Source organism: Pseudomonas sp. Leaf58, assembly GCF_003627215.1.
Taxonomy (GTDB): domain Bacteria; phylum Pseudomonadota; class Gammaproteobacteria; order Pseudomonadales; family Pseudomonadaceae; genus Aquipseudomonas.
The window spans coordinates 2,937,607-2,952,857 of sequence record NZ_CP032677.1; the positions used below are offsets into that span (position 1 = coordinate 2,937,607).

15 protein-coding genes are annotated in these 15,251 nt (G+C 58.1%); 10 read left to right on the plus strand and 5 right to left on the minus strand.

Going from position 1 to position 15,251, the window contains the following annotated elements; genetic code table 11:
* Positions 1 to 537: 537 nt before the first annotated feature.
* Positions 538 to 1,560, minus strand: a complete 1,023-nt coding sequence (locus tag DV532_RS13705; RefSeq protein ID WP_056803689.1) for a zinc-dependent alcohol dehydrogenase family protein — start codon at positions 1,558 to 1,560, stop codon at positions 538 to 540.
* A 206-nt stretch (positions 1,561 to 1,766) separates the two neighbouring features.
* Between DV532_RS13705 and DV532_RS13710 the strand changes: the two genes are divergently transcribed.
* Complete coding sequence (locus DV532_RS13710) at positions 1,767 to 2,681, plus strand: LysR family transcriptional regulator (protein WP_056803685.1); 915 nt, start codon at positions 1,767 to 1,769, stop codon at positions 2,679 to 2,681.
* A 436-nt stretch (positions 2,682 to 3,117) separates the two neighbouring features.
* Here the strand turns inward: DV532_RS13710 and DV532_RS13715 are convergent, their stop codons facing one another.
* A complete protein-coding gene (locus DV532_RS13715) occupies positions 3,118 to 3,999 on the minus strand; it encodes an alpha/beta fold hydrolase (protein WP_056803682.1) in 882 nt (293 codons plus the stop codon).
* 212 nt (positions 4,000 to 4,211) lie between these two features.
* Positions 4,212 to 5,138, minus strand: coding sequence for a LysR family transcriptional regulator (locus DV532_RS13720; RefSeq protein ID WP_056803679.1), 927 nt, complete (start codon positions 5,136 to 5,138; stop codon positions 4,212 to 4,214).
* 166 nt (positions 5,139 to 5,304) lie between these two features.
* Here DV532_RS13720 and DV532_RS13725 point away from each other — a divergent pair, with 166 nt between their 5' ends.
* The 8 genes from DV532_RS13725 to DV532_RS13755 are packed head-to-tail and all read left to right on the plus strand — an operon-like array spanning position 5,305 to position 11,762.
* Positions 5,305 to 6,657 (plus strand): cation:dicarboxylate symporter family transporter, encoded by a 1,353-nt coding sequence (locus DV532_RS13725; RefSeq protein WP_056803676.1) that lies wholly within the window; start codon positions 5,305 to 5,307, stop codon positions 6,655 to 6,657.
* An 11-nt stretch (positions 6,658 to 6,668) separates the two neighbouring features.
* Positions 6,669 to 7,229 carry a carboxymuconolactone decarboxylase family protein gene (locus DV532_RS13730; protein WP_056803673.1) on the plus strand — a complete coding sequence of 187 codons (561 nt, stop codon included), beginning with the start codon at positions 6,669 to 6,671 and terminating at the stop codon, positions 7,227 to 7,229.
* A 10-nt stretch (positions 7,230 to 7,239) separates the two neighbouring features.
* Complete coding sequence (locus DV532_RS13735) at positions 7,240 to 8,058, plus strand: SDR family NAD(P)-dependent oxidoreductase (protein WP_056803670.1); 819 nt, start codon at positions 7,240 to 7,242, stop codon at positions 8,056 to 8,058.
* A gap of 59 nt (positions 8,059 to 8,117) precedes the next feature.
* The gene (locus DV532_RS13740; RefSeq protein ID WP_236707542.1) at positions 8,118 to 9,062 is read left to right on the plus strand and encodes an amidohydrolase; all 945 of its coding nucleotides are present in this window, start codon (positions 8,118 to 8,120) and stop codon (positions 9,060 to 9,062) included.
* Between the two features lie 36 nt (positions 9,063 to 9,098).
* The gene (locus tag DV532_RS13745; RefSeq protein ID WP_056803666.1) at positions 9,099 to 10,034 is read left to right on the plus strand and encodes an SMP-30/gluconolactonase/LRE family protein; all 936 of its coding nucleotides are present in this window, start codon (positions 9,099 to 9,101) and stop codon (positions 10,032 to 10,034) included.
* 25 nt (positions 10,035 to 10,059) lie between these two features.
* Entirely contained in the window at positions 10,060 to 10,872 is an 813-nt protein-coding gene (locus DV532_RS13750; protein WP_056803663.1) for a substrate-binding domain-containing protein, read from the plus strand.
* The gene (locus DV532_RS30930) at positions 10,869 to 11,018 is read left to right on the plus strand and encodes a hypothetical protein (protein WP_236707541.1); all 150 of its coding nucleotides are present in this window, start codon (positions 10,869 to 10,871) and stop codon (positions 11,016 to 11,018) included. Before DV532_RS13750 ends, DV532_RS30930 begins: the two co-directional genes overlap by 4 nt.
* Positions 11,019 to 11,033: 15 nt before the next feature.
* A complete protein-coding gene (locus DV532_RS13755) occupies positions 11,034 to 11,762 on the plus strand; it encodes an alpha/beta fold hydrolase (RefSeq protein ID WP_236707540.1) in 729 nt (242 codons plus the stop codon).
* A 141-nt stretch (positions 11,763 to 11,903) separates the two neighbouring features.
* On the opposite strand, the gene DV532_RS13760 is transcribed toward DV532_RS13755, so the two are convergent.
* Positions 11,904 to 12,827: a carbon-nitrogen hydrolase family protein gene (locus DV532_RS13760; RefSeq protein ID WP_056805351.1), complete on the minus strand. Its 924-nt coding sequence runs from the start codon at positions 12,825 to 12,827 to the stop codon at positions 11,904 to 11,906.
* Positions 12,828 to 12,978: 151 nt separating this feature from the next.
* Here DV532_RS13760 and DV532_RS13765 point away from each other — a divergent pair, with 151 nt between their 5' ends.
* Positions 12,979 to 13,905, plus strand: coding sequence for a LysR substrate-binding domain-containing protein (locus tag DV532_RS13765; protein ID WP_056803655.1), 927 nt, complete (start codon positions 12,979 to 12,981; stop codon positions 13,903 to 13,905).
* A gap of 78 nt (positions 13,906 to 13,983) precedes the next feature.
* On the opposite strand, the gene pcaF is transcribed toward DV532_RS13765, so the two are convergent.
* Entirely contained in the window at positions 13,984 to 15,201 is a 1,218-nt protein-coding gene (pcaF, locus tag DV532_RS13770; RefSeq protein WP_056803652.1) for a 3-oxoadipyl-CoA thiolase, read from the minus strand.
* Positions 15,202 to 15,251: the final 50 nt, after the last annotated feature.

Below are 15,251 nucleotides of genomic sequence, written 5' to 3' on the forward strand. Positions count from 1 at the left end.
CATCAACTTCATGCAGCCAACGCACGCCGAACAGAAACCTGGACGTGAACATGCCTCGACTTTTCCAGAAGAAATTTCCTACAACTAAGTGGAAGTAATGACGTAACCCTTCACTGTCGCCAAGCCATCGAAAAAAAAGCACCGCTGCGACGGCCCGCTGCTACCACCCACTGCCCTGGCTCGGGCATAGCCCTGCTCATCCCACGCTCCTTGCGCAAACTATCATTGGGCCATTATCGAGGGATGCAGCGCGAATAGAAGATACAGATCGGGGTAAAAAAACCATTCAGCTCAAGTGCGAGAGCACATTGGACCTAATGTGGGTAGCGTTCAATGTTTAATGAGTGGCGGGATATTTCGACAAACCTGGGCGGGGATTGATTTGAATGCAGGCTCTTTCCTAACTTATTGTAGGAAGATTCTTAAATTTAATATTCTAACTTGTGCTTTGGGCAAATCGAGCGCCGCGCGGGCGGCGCTCGATCTCGAAGGCAACAACAATGCTGAGGCAAGCTGCACCTCACAGCAAGACACCCTTCAGTGCTGCGCCATATCCAACACCACGCGCCCACCGCACGGGCATTGGTCCATGTACCGATGCGCTTCCACCACCTGCTCGAACGGGTACACCTTGATGATCTGCGGTGTCAGCAAATGGTCGGCAGTGAACTGGTTGATATCGCGCAGGGCGCGCTGCAGCGCCACCTGGTCCTGGCTAATGCCCAACTCCGGCTTGCCGGTGAAGTTACCGATGCAATGCACATAGAACTGGATGTTCTTCTGGAACGCCGCGCAGGCCGGGAACGGCGTTTGGTTGCCACCTTGCAGGCCATACAGCACCAGGCTGCCGCGCGGCGCCAGAACATCGCCCAGCAGCGACATCTGCGGCCCGCCCATGCCATCGAGGACCATGTCCACGCCGCGGCCATCGGTGTACTTGCCAACCTGCAGCAGCAAGTCTTGCTCTTCGGTGACAATCACCTTGTCGGCGCCCAGGCCCAGCAAGTACTCACGCTGGTCCGCCTCCTTGGTCGCGGCGAACACCTTCAGCCCCAGGGCCTTGCCCAGTTGCACGAAGGCAGGGCCCGCACAGTGGCTGGCATCGGTGACCAGCGCAGTCTGCCCGGCCTTGGCCCGGGCCAGGTCGACATAGGCGAAATAGGCAATCAGCAGTGGCGTGTAGTGCACGCTGGCCTCGATCGGGGTGAGCACATCGGGGTAGCGGGTTATGGCGGTACGCGGCAGCACGATGACATCGCCATACACCGGGTGATCGTTGGCACTGGTGGCCGGGAAGCTGGCCACCCGGTCGCCTACCGCAATGTCCTCGACCCCTTCGCCAACCGCGGTCACCACCCCGGCCATCTCGTGGCCGATACCCGCCGGCAGGCGCGCTTGGGAGGGGGCCAGGTTCTGGCGCCAGAGCACGTCATACCAGCTCACGCCGACCGCCTCGACGCGGATTTGCACCTCATCGGCAGCCGGTGACAGTTCGACCTGCTCCTCGCAACGGAGCACGTCGGCAGCGCCGAACTTGTGGAAACGGATCATGCGGGACATCGCATACCTCGCCTTTGTGAATCTCTAATTACCACGGACTTTATCCGGGCTTTGCCGGTTAGACCATCAGTGGTCATTAATAGTCGACATGCTTGTTATCGATTGGGCACCCGACTTTCCCTGCGATTGGTCCCCCTAAACCCGTGCAGGGTACCAGCCTTTGGCCTTAAGATTCACCCCTGCCCCATATTAGGCGAAGCGCACCGATGAATCGAAACGACCTGCGTCGCGTAGACCTCAACCTGCTGATCGTATTCGAAACGCTGATGCACGAGCGCAGCGTGACCCGTGCCGCGGAAAAACTGTTCCTCGGCCAGCCTGCCATTAGTGCGGCCCTGTCGCGCCTGCGCAACCTGTTCGACGACCCGCTGTTCGTGCGTACTGGCCGCAGCATGGAGCCTTCGGCGCGGGCTAACGAAATCTTCGCCCTGCTGTCTCCGGCGCTGGACTCGATTTCCACAGCGGTCAGCCGCGCCGCCGAGTTCGACCCGGCCACCAGCAACGCGGTGTTCCGCATCGGCCTGTCGGACGACGCCGAATTCGCCCTGCTGCCACAGTTGCTAAAGCGCATTCGCGCCGAAGCGCCGGGTATCGTGCTGGTGGTGCGCCGGGTCAATTACCTGCTGATGCCGACGTTACTGGCCTCGGGCGAGATCTCGGTGGGGGTCAGCTACACCAGCGAACTGCCGGCCAACGCCAAGCGCAAGATACTGCGCCGCAGCATGCCGAAACTGCTGCGTGCCGACAGCGTGCCCGGCAGCATCACCCTGGACGATTTCTGTGCGCGACCGCATGCGTTGGTGTCGTTTGCCGGGGACCTGTCGGGGTTCATCGATGAAGCGCTGGAAGCGATCGGCCGCAAGCGCCATGTGGTGCTGGCGGTACCGCAGTTCAACGGGCTGGGGAGCTTGCTGGCCGGCACCGATATTGTCGCCACGGTGCCGGACTACACAGCGGATGCGTTGACCGCAGCGGGTGGTTTGCGGGCTGAGGATTTGCCGCTGGAGGTGCGCAGTTTCGAACTGCACATGGCCTGGCGCGGGGCGCAGGACAATGACCCGGCGGAGCGCTGGTTGCGGTCGCGGATACAGATGTTTTTTGGCGATCCGGATAGTCTTTAGGAGCTTCGCGCATGCTTGTTAGCTGATCATTTTTTCTGCCTTTTCCTAACCTCGAAGCGCCATTTACTTCCAGCTAATTGCTACATTTGGGGCATATTTGAGGGCATGCTCTGGATGGTTTGAGATTGTCGGCGCTGACCAACGGTCAGATAGTGCGGTAGTGCTCGCGACTGGTGATATCGAAACAACGGATGGTCTCTCTAAGCTCCCCTTGCGGGAGAACAGGCGCTTGGCCTTATCGTGACCCTGTTCTGATCACGGCTAAAGCCTTCTATCCAGCGAGGCAAAGCCAACCGGCAATGGCCTGTTGACCATGTACAGCTGATGTAGGCGCTTTTCAGCCCCCCCAACTGGCCATCAACGATGGCCAGATTCTTGAACACGACAAATGTGCTTAGAAATTATGTGGACCTCGAGCCGAGTGATGGTGGAGGGGTCAATCCTTACTTGCGTAAACCCGATCAGCAAACCTGGAAATCGCATCAGCCATCTCCTTCGGCCGCTCAGGTGCAAGGGCATGGCCTGCTCCGGCAATTACTTGGTGTTCCACTCGATCACCAAGCATTGACTTCAAGATGTTTGGGATTACCACAGCATCCTTTTCAGCTTGTAAATCAAGAATGGGTACCGTGTTTCCAGCAGACCAATAGCTTTCAACCGGAGTGCTATCTCGGGCGTGATCTTGAGCCACATGGGTTTTGTCGTACCACCCCGTCAGCCAGGCTCGCGCATCATTACCTGGGGCGAAGAATGCCAGCTCAAGGTATTTTAGGCGCTGGGCTTCGGGCAAGGCATAGTTCCCCGCGCCCTTGATGGCTTCAACCATCCTTCCATAGGGTTTCTCGGAAGATCCTGGAGGCAACTTGCCAATAGAGGCAGCAGCCAACACTACGCCTTTCACAAGGTCTGGACGATCAACCGCAAGGACTCGAGCTGGCTGACTTCCCCAAGCATGGCCGACGACAATTGCTGCCCCGGTATGAGCCTTGTCCATCACCAGCGCAACATCGGCTGCAAAATCATGCAACGTAGGCGTGTCCATGGGAGCCCGGCTTCCATTGACACCCCGCGGCTCTGGCCGAATGACTCGGTAACCATCATCAGCCAAGTAACTGGCTACCTGATCGTAGTCGTGAGCGCCTCGTCCCTTGGACGGCAGGATAACGATGGTTTTTCCAGAGCCCTGAACCAACGCCTCAATGTGGACATCGCCCTTGCTGGCCGTCAGGACGGACACATCACTCGTGGCGTGCGCAAATTGGCTCGCCAAGCAAAAACTGAGCAGAGTCAGTGAAGTCGCAAAATACGTAGAACGCATGGTCTATGCCTCTTATTTTTATCTGAGATGCGGAAGCTGGTATCTGCCCCGCTGACAGCAGACTATGCGTTTGACAAAACTTGACAAATACCTTGTATCGATAGCTATTCATGACTATCGAGCATGGCTCATTCCATACTCTTCGACGATGAAAAGACTCGTTTGGGAGATCGAAGTCAAACACGGGGCAGACTGAGGTTTGAGCATGCCGTTCATTGTGCCAACCAGTGGGTTGCCTCTTTCCAAGCACCAACCGTAACCAATTCCTCCAGGGTCTCCAGCAAGATTTTTTCATAGCTCAAGGCCAGACGAGAGCTGCGTCGCTCGCGTAGTCGAGTCAACGAGACAGTTGAGCGAATACCGGGCCTTTCAATTGCGTGACCTACCAGCGCGTGACTGTTCATATCCTCCTGAACAGCGGCATGCGCGAGAATCGAGTAGCCAAGCCCCTCAGCGACCAGCCGCTTCGTCAAGCTGACGCTATCGACCTCAAGCACAACATTCAGGCGGACCGCGTTTTGCGCGGCGATCTGTTCCACAAGGCGGCGGTTGCTATGCGGCAAACCTGGCAAAATTAAAGGGAAATCACCAAGCGCAGTCAGGCGTACGTTACGTGAAGCCTCGCCAGGTGGCCCAACCAGCACCATCCGTTCGCTAAACAAGGGCCGTACATCGAACGCCTCGATCAAGGGTTGGTTATAGACAACTGCCACATCGATACGGCCCTCCAGCAACCATTCCTGAAGCGATGTGCTGAGGCCTTCAAGCGCATGCAGCGACGCCTTTGGCCACCGTTCCTTGAATTTACGAATCAGCTGAGGCCCAACAATTGATCCAATTGCCGGGGGGAGGCCTATCGCCAGATGTCCCCGCTCCTCATCCGCGGTGTTGCGCACATGGTCTGCAGTCTCTTCCATGTAGCGGAGCATGATTTCTGCGCGTTCCAGCAAGCGAGAGCCTGCTGCGGTCAGCTCAACGCCTCTCCCATGTCGAGTGAATAGCTCGACCTGCAACTGCTCCTCCAGCTTTGCAATCTGTCGACTGAGCGCCGGCTGAGCGATGAATAAATCCCTTGCAGCTCGGCTGAATCCACCGCATTGGGCGACCTTGACGAAGGAACGTAGCTCACGAATATCCACCTTTCACCCCATGCTGTATTGGCATAGCTTTTTATCAAAATAAGGTTTTTGCACCGATTACGCCAGATCTCTATGCTCAGTTCTAATAGCTATGCCGGTGGGATTGGCCATCCCAGCATGCGAACCACAAGAACAATGACGCCCATTCCATGGGCGAGGAATTGCCATGAACCAGTTGAAGAAACTCCACGTTCAGGTGCTGATAGCACTTGTCGCTGCCGTCATCCTCGGTTTCGCCGCGCCCACATGGGCCACTGCCATGAAACCACTAGGTCAGGCCTTTATCGCGCTCCTAAAAATGATGCTCGCTCCGATCGTCTTCGTGACCTTGGTGCATGGCCTCACCCACGTTCAGGACATGCGAAAGCTCGGCCGGCTGGGCATCAAGTCACTGCTCTATTTTGAAGTCGTCAGCACGGTCGCGATGCTCGTCGGCTTTGTGCTGGTAAACGTTGTCGAGCCAGGCGTAGGTTTGCACGCAACGGGGATGAATGAATCCTCGGCGGCCATCAAAGCTACAGCCGCAGCTGGTGAAGTCTCGGTGATCACCTACCTGCTGAGCTTGATTCCGCACACCCTTGTGGATGCTTTCGCCAAAGGCGACATCATTCAAGTCCTGCTGATCTCAGTACTGGCCGGTATTGCTATCAATCGTACGTGCGGGCCAGAGTCCGTTGCAGTGCGCGCGATTGACGAGGCTCAATCCATCCTCTTCAAGATGCTCAGCTTCATCATGAAGCTGGCCCCCCTTGGCGCATTTGGCGCAATGGCCGCTGCGATCGGTAGCTACGGTGGCGACACTCTGCTTTACCTTCTCAAGCTCATCGCCGTTTACTACGCCGCCTCGCTCCTGTTCGTGTTCGGAGTGCTCGGCACCATCAGCTGGTCGGTTGGCCTGCCGTTCATGACCGTACTGCGGTTGATCCGCGATGAGATCCTGCTTGTCTTCGGTACCGCGTCGGGTGAAGTCGCATTCCCTCGTCTTATCGAGAAACTGAAACGTACTGGCTGTGATGAGGTGGTTGTTGGATTCGTGCTGCCAGCCGGCTACAGCTTCAATCTGGACGGCACAGCCATCTACATGGCAATTGCCATCGGCTTTATTGCTCAAGCCACTGACACTCCATTCTCGCTGTGGCAACAGGCCGGCCTGCTGGCAATCCTCAGCATTACCTCCAAAGGCGGTACCACCGTCGCAGGTGGTGCCTTCATCAAGCTGGCAGCCACCCTGCAGTCTGTACAGACCCTTCCACTGAGCGGCCTGGGCCTTCTGTTCGGGATTGATCGGATCATGGCGACAGCAACAGCCCTGACCAACATCGTTGGCAACACCATCGCCGTTTTCGCAATCGCCCGCTGGGAGGGTGCTTTTGATCCGGAGGCGTTCGAACGTGAAACGGGCCGTGCCCCTGGCCGCAGCCTGCTGCGCCCCTCGGATGTCAGCGCAGCTCAAGTAACTGCCCCCGAAACTGCTGTGCAAGCCCAACCTCAGCCCCAATCGCAAACCCAGCACTCGTAACAGGAACGGCCATGAATCGCTTGCCTCCCATTGATCCGCAACAACTGAATGACGCCCAGCGTGTCGTTTACGACCGCATCGCCAACGGCCCACGCAAAGGTGTTCGCGGCCCGCTCGCCATCTGGCTACATCGACCAGAACTGGCTGAGTGCGCCCAGGCCCTCGGACGCTACTGCCGCTACGACAGCTGCCTGGAACCGCGCCTCTCTGAATTGGCCATTCTGCTGATGGGGCGTCATTGGCTCGCAGAGTATGAGTGGGCTGCACATAAGCCGTTTGCTCTGGAAGCCGGCCTGGTTCCCGAGATCATCGACGCCATCCGCGATGGTAAAGAGCCGAGCTTTCACAAAGCCGACGAAGCATTGGTTTATCGCTTCGTTCGTGAACTCCACGACACCCGCGGCATTAGCGACGGCCTCTACAAAGAGTTCATTGAGCTGCTGGGTAACGACGCCGCGGTCGATCTCGTTGGCATTGCCGGCTACTACACGCTGATTTCCATGACTATCAAGGTCTTCGAAGTACCGCCACCGGCTGGTGTCGCTCTCGAACTGCCTACCACGTTGAATTGAGGATTACCCCATGACTGAAGTTATTCCAACCAGCGATCGCTTGAAAGGCAAGGTCGCCATCGTCACCGGTGCAGGTTGTGTGGGTGCCGGCTGGGGTAATGGCCGTGCCGTGGCAGTACTGTTTGCTCTTGCCGGCGCCAAGGTGTTCGCTGTCGATCGCGACCTCGGCGCCATGGAGGAAACGCTGGGCCGTATTCGTGAAGCGGGTGGTGAAGTGACGCCGTATGCCTGCGACGTCACCGACAACTCAGCGGTAGCTGCCATGGTAGAAGCCTGCAAGCAAGCGTACGGGACTGTAGACATCCTGGTGAATAACGTCGGCGGTTCCGCCGCGGGTGGCGCTGTTGCCCTGCCAGAGGACAAGTTCGACGCCCAGATCGCTCTGAACCTGAAAAGTGTGTACCTGACCTGTAAACACGTGATCCCGGTAATGGAGGCACAAGGCAGCGGCTCAATCATCAACACTGCTTCGACGTCCGGCATCCGGTTCACCGGCTCTGCGCAAGTCGCCTACGCCGCGAGCAAGGCCGGTGTCATCCAACTGGGCCGCGTTACAGCCGTTGAGTACGCCCCCAAAGGTATTCGCGTAAATACCGTGGTACCCGGTCAGTTGCATACGCCTATGGTCGAAGTCCGTCTCGCAGGGCAGCGCACCGGCGGCGACGTAAACAAGCTGCTCGACTCCCGCCTGGCTCGAATTCCACTGGGCTTCATGGGCGATGGTCGTGACACCGCTTACGCCGCGCTGTACCTGGCCAGTGATGAGTCGCGCTTCGTGACTGGTACCGAGATCGTCGTCGACGGCGGCATGACCGTTCGCTGCGGCTGACTTCTATAGGGGCCGGCCATGGCCCCTCGTCCACCGACAAACAATAAGAGCAGGTCACCATGGACGATCAAAATCAAGTTCAGGCCTCACGACGCCTGTTCATCAAGCACACAGCCATCGCTGCAGCAGGTATCACCCTACTCGGCGGAGCAACCAGCCAGACATTTGGAGCCTCCATGTCCAGTCCAACCAATGCGCCTGGGATGTGGGATTGCCACACCCATATTTACGGCCCCTGGGATCGTTTCCCACTCCCTGCGAACGCCGCATACACTCCCGCCCCCGCGCCATTTTCAGATCTTCTGGCGTTGCATCAGCGCCTTGGCATTGAGCACGGTGTGCTTGTTCAAGCTGCGCCCTATGGAACGGATCACTCCGCCATCCTGGCCGCAATCGCTGAGAGCGGTGGACACTACCGCGGCGTTGGTCTGATCGACGAAACCACCACCGATGAGCAGCTGCAGGTTCTGCACGACGGCGGGCTGCGTGGCATCCGTTTCAACCTGATGGGGCACCTGCCAGGCGCACGGGATCCTCAAAAGCTGCGACAACTGGCCGAACGTGTTGCTCCATTTGGATGGCATGTGTTGGTTCACGGAGAACTGCACACTTTGTTGCCGTTCCTGGACCAGTGGAAGGACCTGAAGACGCCTCTGGTCATTGATCACATGGCGCGCCCAGATTTCACCCAACCCCTCGATAGAGAAGAGCTTGCTGCTCTGAAGAAGCATCTTGAGCATTCGGCTCGATGGATCAAGCTCTCCGGTATCGATCGCGCCATGCAGGGCCAACCTGGCCCGTGGCCGCAGGCTCTGGATTACGTTCGCGAGTTTCTGGAGTACGCCCCGGAACGCGCGATTTGGGGCTCCGATTGGCCGCATCCAAACATCAAGGGCTCCCCTCCGGATGACCGCCAACTGCTCGACTTCATTCAACAGGTATGTGACAGCCCTGCACTGAAACAAGCCGTTCTGGTCGACAACCCGGCCCGCTTGTACCGCTGAGCACTTTTGGTTTCAACACACTGACGGAAACGAATAATGGACGATAGAGATTGGCGTCCAAGCACCCGTGTGCCTGATCCGGCCGTACGGGAGCTTGACCCACGCTTTGCACATTACCGCCTCGCCCACGCAAAAGTGGAACGCTTGGGTGGGGGAATGCGATGGGCTGAGGGGCCGGCTTGGTTCGCAGATGGCCGGTATGTGCTGTTCACCGATCTGCCCAACGACCGCATCATGCGGTGGGATGAAGCCACCGGTGTCCTCGGTGTATTTCGCCAACCGGCCAATCAGGCCAATGGAATGACGCGCGATCGCCAAGGCCGCCTCCTGGTGTGTGAACACGGTGGTCGACAAGTCACACGCACGGAATACGACGGCAGCATCACCGTTCTGGCAAGTCACTTTGAAGGCAAGCCACTCAACTCTCCAAACGACATCGTGGTGAAGTCGGACGACAGTATCTGGTTCACCGATCCGCCCTTTGGCTTGGTCAGTGACTACATGGGCCGTCAAGGCGAAGCAGCGCTGCCGGCTAACGTGTACTGCCTAACGCCGGACGGAAAGCTTCACTGCGTTGCCGAAGATGTCGAAGGTCCTAACGGACTCGCATTCTCACCCGACGAGAAAATCCTCTACCTGGTCGAGTCGAGAGCTCGCCCACGCCGCATCGTCGCATACAGCGTCGATGACCAGAACCAGCTCAGTGAGCGTAGGGAACTCATCGATGCAGGCCATGGCCTGCCCGATGGCATACGCGTCGACGTGGACGGAAACCTGTGGTGTGGCTGGGGGGCTCCCGAGGCTGGCCTGGATGGGGTCCGCGTTTTCGCACCTGACGGTCACCCTATCGGACACATCGATCTGCCTGAGCGATGCGCCAACCTCTGCTTCGGCGGCCCTCGGCGCAACCGCCTGCTGATGGCCTCCACAACCTCATTGTATTCGCTGTTCGTTAACACTCGCGGCGCCTGAAGCGCGCCCTTCCGAAGGTAGCCATATGAAAAAAACAAGATCTGCTCCGCTACTGCTCTCGACTGGTCTCGCCGGTCTTCTGACCCTTTCTGTCGGCGTTGAAGCATCAGAGCTCAAGATAATCGCGAGCGGTGCGCTGAAGGGGGCCATGGCCCAACTACAGCCAGCGTACGAGAAAGCCAGTGGCAACACCCTCAGCATCAGCTGGGGACCTTCGATGGGGGACTCTCCTGAGTCCATCCCGCAGCGAATCAAGCACAAGGAGCCTATGGACCTGGCCATCATGGCCAGCGAGACCCTGGATCTACTGGGGCCTACCGGGGCTTTCGACATGAGCACTCGCCGAGAAATCGCCGACTCCCGTATCGGCGTAGGCGTACCTAAAGGCCATCCGCATCTGGATGTATCCACGGTGCCAGCCCTGCGTACCGCGCTACTGAGCTCTGACAAAATCGCATATTCCCAAGGCGCTAGCGGTGTCTACATCCGGACAGAGCTGTTTGCTCGCTTGGGCATCACCGATTCGGTCAAGCACAAAACAGTCGAGATTCAAGGCAAGGAACTGGTGGGCACCGCGCTTGCTCGCGGCGACGCGGACATCGGCATGCAACAGATCAGCGAACTGAAGGTAACCCCTGGCGTGGATTACCTGGGCCCACTTCCCGAGGAGGTACAGAAAGTCAGCCGGTTTTATGCAGCCGTGGCCAGCAGCACTACCAACACCAAGGTTGCACGTGAGTTCCTCGAGTACCTCAACAGTGCCGAAGCTCACAAATTGCTTGAGGAAAGCGGCCTTGAGCCTGCCCCCTCGCTTACTGCCCAAGGAAAAAAACAATGAAAAAGATTACTCACTTCATCATGGGTGCGTCCCTGACCCTGGCCGCCTCCATCGCCATGGCTAGCACCCCTGCCGCAACGAATGCAGTGCAACAGGAAATGGTGCGGTACGACAACGTCCAGATCGAAGTCAACTCACAAGGTTAGGGCCCGATCATCGTAATGCTTCCCTCGCTGGGACGCTCGGGTCGTGACTATGACCAAGTGGCAAATTATCTGCAGCAAGATGGGTTCAGGGTGGTGCGCCCTGAACCCCGCGGCATAGGCCAAAGCAAAGGCCCGATGGAAAAGCTGTCAGTCCATGACTTTGCCCGCGATATTGCTGCAGTTGTCGAGCACGAGAAACAAGGACCGGTAGTGGTGGTTGGGCATGCCTGGGGTAACTTCCCGGCTCGACAACTGGCGGCCGATAGGCCGGACCTGGTGCGTGGCGTGGTGCTCGCAGCGGCTTCTGCCGGCAAGGTTCCACCCGGATCGACTGAGAAGCCCATCAACGCCGAGATGCGCCAGGCAATCGATGGGGCCGGTGACATGTCTCTGCCCGAAGAGCAACGTCTGGTCTACCTGCACAAAGCATTCTTCGCCCCCGGCAACGACCCTCGTGTCTGGCTTGGCGGATGGCACGACGAAACGCATGAGGCTCAGTCCCACGCACGCAATACCACACCGGTCGATGACTACTTCGCGGCTGGCAAGGCCCCGATCCTGGACCTGCAGGGTGAATCCGACACAGTAGCCCCACGCAGGTTCTCAGGCGTTCTGCAAAGCATGCTGGGCGATCGCGTTCAGGTAGTGGTGCTCAAAAACGCCGGGCATGCGATGGCGCCTGAGCAACCGAAGGCAATGGCCGACGCTATTGCGACGTTTGCCAAAGCTCAGTACGCGCATTGATAGAAACCAGGACGGGCGCCGCGAAGCGCCCGCCCTTGGTCTGCACATACACGTTTCACTGCCCCTGCCCGACCGACGACATCTCGGCGCATTTCCGCTTCGCAAAGCTAATCAAAGTCTGCCGCAGGTTCCGAAAACACCTCACTTGAAAAAGTCGACACCCGGCCTGGCGCGCTCATCGACACTCAGCGAAAACACATCGGGACGCGAGTAGTGGCCAACCACATCGAAGTCGTAGCGAGCACGCACCAACTCATCAAGGTCGATTTCTGCCGTCAGTAATCCCTCTTCACCACGCAGTGGACCGGCGAGTACATCACCCAGCGGCCCGACGATGACACTGTTGCCCTGAATCAGGGGACGGTCAGGATCCCAGGCTGGTACCTCGATACCCAGTTCACGTGGCGATTTCTGCACCTGACAGGCACTAACCAAAAACATCCGCCCCTCGTGAGCGATATGCCGCATGCTGGCCAGCCAGACGTCACGCTCATCGACTGTCGGCGCGCACCATACCTGCACGCCTTTGGCGTACATCGCGGTGCGTAACAACGGCATGTGGTTTTCCCAGCAGATCGACGTGCCAAGCTTGCCGGCTGGCGAATCGACAACAGGTAATGTCGAGCCGTCACCCTGACCCCAGATGAGGCGCTCAGTACCCGTTGGCATCAACTTGCGGTGCTTGGCGATGATTCCACCCTCTGGTGAAAAGAACAGCGCGGAACAGAACAGCGTGTTACCGGAACGCTCGATCACCCCGACGACCAGGTGAGCACCCGTGCGTTCGGACAACGCAGCGAGCTCGTCTGTCTCCGCGCCGGGGATATCAATAGCATTCTCGAAATAGGCTTGAAATGTCTCACGCCCCTCCGGCAAGCGATAACCCAGGAAAGTGCCGAATATCTGCCCTTTCGGGTACCCGCCTAGGATCGCCTCGGGCAATACGACCAGTTTCGCCCCACTCGACTTTATCTCTGCCTCATACACGAGGATAGATTTCAGCGTCTCGGCCTTTCCGAGTGGATGGGAGCCAACCTGCAGCGCTGCAACGGTGGTAAGGGACATGATGAGCTCTCGCATGAAGTAGTGCAGGTAATGTTCGGCCTCAAGCCGTTATTGAGCAATACTGCGCAGACTTGATCTGATATCAATGAAAATCATATCGTGCGACCATTGGCGGATTGCTACCTATGCGCCTGGAAAGTTTCCATCAATCATGAAAAAGCTGGACATCGCCTCTGTGGACCTGAACCTCTTCAAGGTTTTCGAAGCCTTGTATGAGGAAGGTGGCGCGGGCCGCGCCGCCATTCGCCTGGGCATTACCCAATCAGCGGTGAGCGCTGCGCTATCCAGACTGCGGGCAGTGTTCGGTGACCACTTGTTCGAACGGACAGGACGTGGTCTTAAACCCACCGCAAAAAGCGAGGAATTGCGCCCTATCGTGGCCGCCGCGCTGGACAAGTGTCGTCAGGGTCTGATGTTGGCACTCCATGGCGATACGGCGATTCACGGGCGCACCATTGCACTGGGCATGTCGGATGACTTCGAACTAGCAATTGGCAGGCTGTTGATCAATAAAGTCCGGGAACAGACGCCTGGTATCCGCCTAGTGTTCAAGCAAACCCACAGCTTGCTGGCAAGCGATGCTTTGATGAACCGGCAATTTGATCTTGCCTTGACATCGGGCGCCGTGGCCTCGAAGACGCTGGGGCGGCTGGCGCTTGCAACGGGTGACTACACCTGCCTTACCGCGGCCCGCGCTGACGCCACCCCGCTGACACCCGAGTTTTACCTTGAAAAGCGCCACATTCTGGTTTCATCGGGCGGTTATGTGGGCGTGGTTGACGAGGTGCTAGCTGCGCACTCGCTGAATCGCACAGTGGAGGCTTCAACCACCCATTTCGCCGCGCTTCCCGCGCTTCTGCAGCACAGCGACTGCGTGGCCACCTTGCCGACCCATGCCGCCACAGCCTTGGCCAGCGTCAGCAGCGTCCAATGCCACCCCTGCCCAATCAACCTTCCGCGCTACTCGATAGAACTGGGATGGCGAATCGACAACGCGCGTGATCCTGCCATTGGCCTGATCATTACCTTGATTCGTGAAGTCATCGCCCAATTGCCTGGTGTCGTGGTCGTCGGTTGATTCAAAAGACAGAGACGCTGCTGGCCCAGTCAGGCTGGCGGCTTATGGTCCACCAGCACAGCAATATCTTTGATGCCGCTAGGTGACAGCGTCGATACGTTCGAAGGCCAGCGCCAAGCCTTGTCCCACCCCCACGCACATCGTGGCCATACCAAAGCGCCCCCCCGTCTTCTCGAGCTGGTGCACCGCTGTCAAGACCAGTCGATTTCCGCTCATCCCCAAAGGATGACCCAGCGCTATCGCTCCACCGTTGGGGTTCACTCGCTCACTGTCATCTGGCAAACCGAGCTCGCGCATCACTGCCAATCCTTGCGCTGCGAACGCTTCATTGAGCTCAATGACGTCGAAAGCATCAATTGTCATGTTCAGCCGTTGCAGAAGCTTTCGCACAGCGGGAACTGGACCAATTCCCATTATTTCAGGCAGAACGCCGGCGCTGGCCATTCCAAGGACCCGGGCACGAGGCCTTAGACCGAACTTGTCTACAGCATCAGCACTGGCGAGGATCATCGCGCTGGCACCGTCATTCAGGCCTGAAGCGTTGCCGGCAGTTACCGTGCAGTCAGGACCATTTACCGGTTTGAGTTTGGCCAGAGCTACTGCAGTGGTTTCAGGACGGGGGTGCTCATCGCACACGACAACGGTTTCGCCCTTTTTGCCGGGTATGATGACAGGAACAATCTCTTCAGCATAAAACCCACGCTCGATCGCGCTAGCAGCTCGTGCTTGACTACGCAGAGCCATGGCGTCCTGATCCTCACGAGAAATGCCGTACTGCTGGGCAACTTTGTCACCGGTCACCGGCATGCTATCGACACCGTACGCGCTTTTCATTGCCGGATTGATGAAGCGCCAACCGAGCGTCGTGTCCTCAAGTTTCTGCGTGCGACCAAACGGGCCGTCAGCTTTTCCCATCACGTAGGGTGCGCGAGTCATCGACTCAACGCCTGCGGCAACGGCCAATTCCATTTCACCATTAGCAATCGCCCTGAAAGCCGCACCAACAGCTTCCAGACCGGATGCGCACAGCCGATTCAACGTCACACCAGGTACCGATGGGGAGAGCCCAGCAAGTAATAGCGCCATGCGCGCCACGTTGCGATTGTCTTCACCTGACTGGTTGGCGCACCCCATGAAGACTTCGTCCACGGCGGCCCAATCGATGCCTGGGTTGCGCTCAATCAACGCCTTGAGTGGGATGGCAGCAAGGTCATCCGCCCTCATCGCTGAAAGGGCTCCATTCAGGCGGCCAATAGGGGTGCGTACTGCATCACAGATGTAAACATCGCGACTCATCAAAGCTCTCCATACACGAAGGGTCAGCGCTGCCAGTCGACGCGCGCCCA

Excerpts from the sequence above, each read along its gene's own strand:
- DV532_RS13705 (WP_056803689.1), bottom strand. The coding sequence starts at position 1,560 with ATGTCCCGCATGATCCGTTTCCACAAGTTCGGCGCTGCCGACGTGCTC.
- DV532_RS13710 (WP_056803685.1), top strand. The coding sequence starts at position 1,767 with ATGAATCGAAACGACCTGCGTCGCGTAGACCTCAACCTGCTGATCGTA.
- DV532_RS13715 (WP_056803682.1), bottom strand. The coding sequence starts at position 3,999 with ATGCGTTCTACGTATTTTGCGACTTCACTGACTCTGCTCAGTTTTTGC.
- DV532_RS13725 (WP_056803676.1), top strand. The coding sequence starts at position 5,305 with ATGAACCAGTTGAAGAAACTCCACGTTCAGGTGCTGATAGCACTTGTC.
- DV532_RS13730 (WP_056803673.1), top strand. The coding sequence starts at position 6,669 with ATGAATCGCTTGCCTCCCATTGATCCGCAACAACTGAATGACGCCCAG.
- DV532_RS13735 (WP_056803670.1), top strand. The coding sequence starts at position 7,240 with ATGACTGAAGTTATTCCAACCAGCGATCGCTTGAAAGGCAAGGTCGCC.
- DV532_RS13740 (WP_236707542.1), top strand. The coding sequence starts at position 8,118 with ATGGACGATCAAAATCAAGTTCAGGCCTCACGACGCCTGTTCATCAAG.
- DV532_RS13745 (WP_056803666.1), top strand. The coding sequence starts at position 9,099 with ATGGACGATAGAGATTGGCGTCCAAGCACCCGTGTGCCTGATCCGGCC.
- DV532_RS13750 (WP_056803663.1), top strand. The coding sequence starts at position 10,060 with ATGAAAAAAACAAGATCTGCTCCGCTACTGCTCTCGACTGGTCTCGCC.
- DV532_RS30930 (WP_236707541.1), top strand. The coding sequence starts at position 10,869 with ATGAAAAAGATTACTCACTTCATCATGGGTGCGTCCCTGACCCTGGCC.
- DV532_RS13755 (WP_236707540.1), top strand. The coding sequence starts at position 11,034 with ATGCTTCCCTCGCTGGGACGCTCGGGTCGTGACTATGACCAAGTGGCA.
- DV532_RS13760 (WP_056805351.1), bottom strand. The coding sequence starts at position 12,827 with ATGTCCCTTACCACCGTTGCAGCGCTGCAGGTTGGCTCCCATCCACTC.
- DV532_RS13765 (WP_056803655.1), top strand. The coding sequence starts at position 12,979 with ATGAAAAAGCTGGACATCGCCTCTGTGGACCTGAACCTCTTCAAGGTT.
- pcaF (WP_056803652.1), bottom strand. The coding sequence starts at position 15,201 with ATGAGTCGCGATGTTTACATCTGTGATGCAGTACGCACCCCTATTGGC.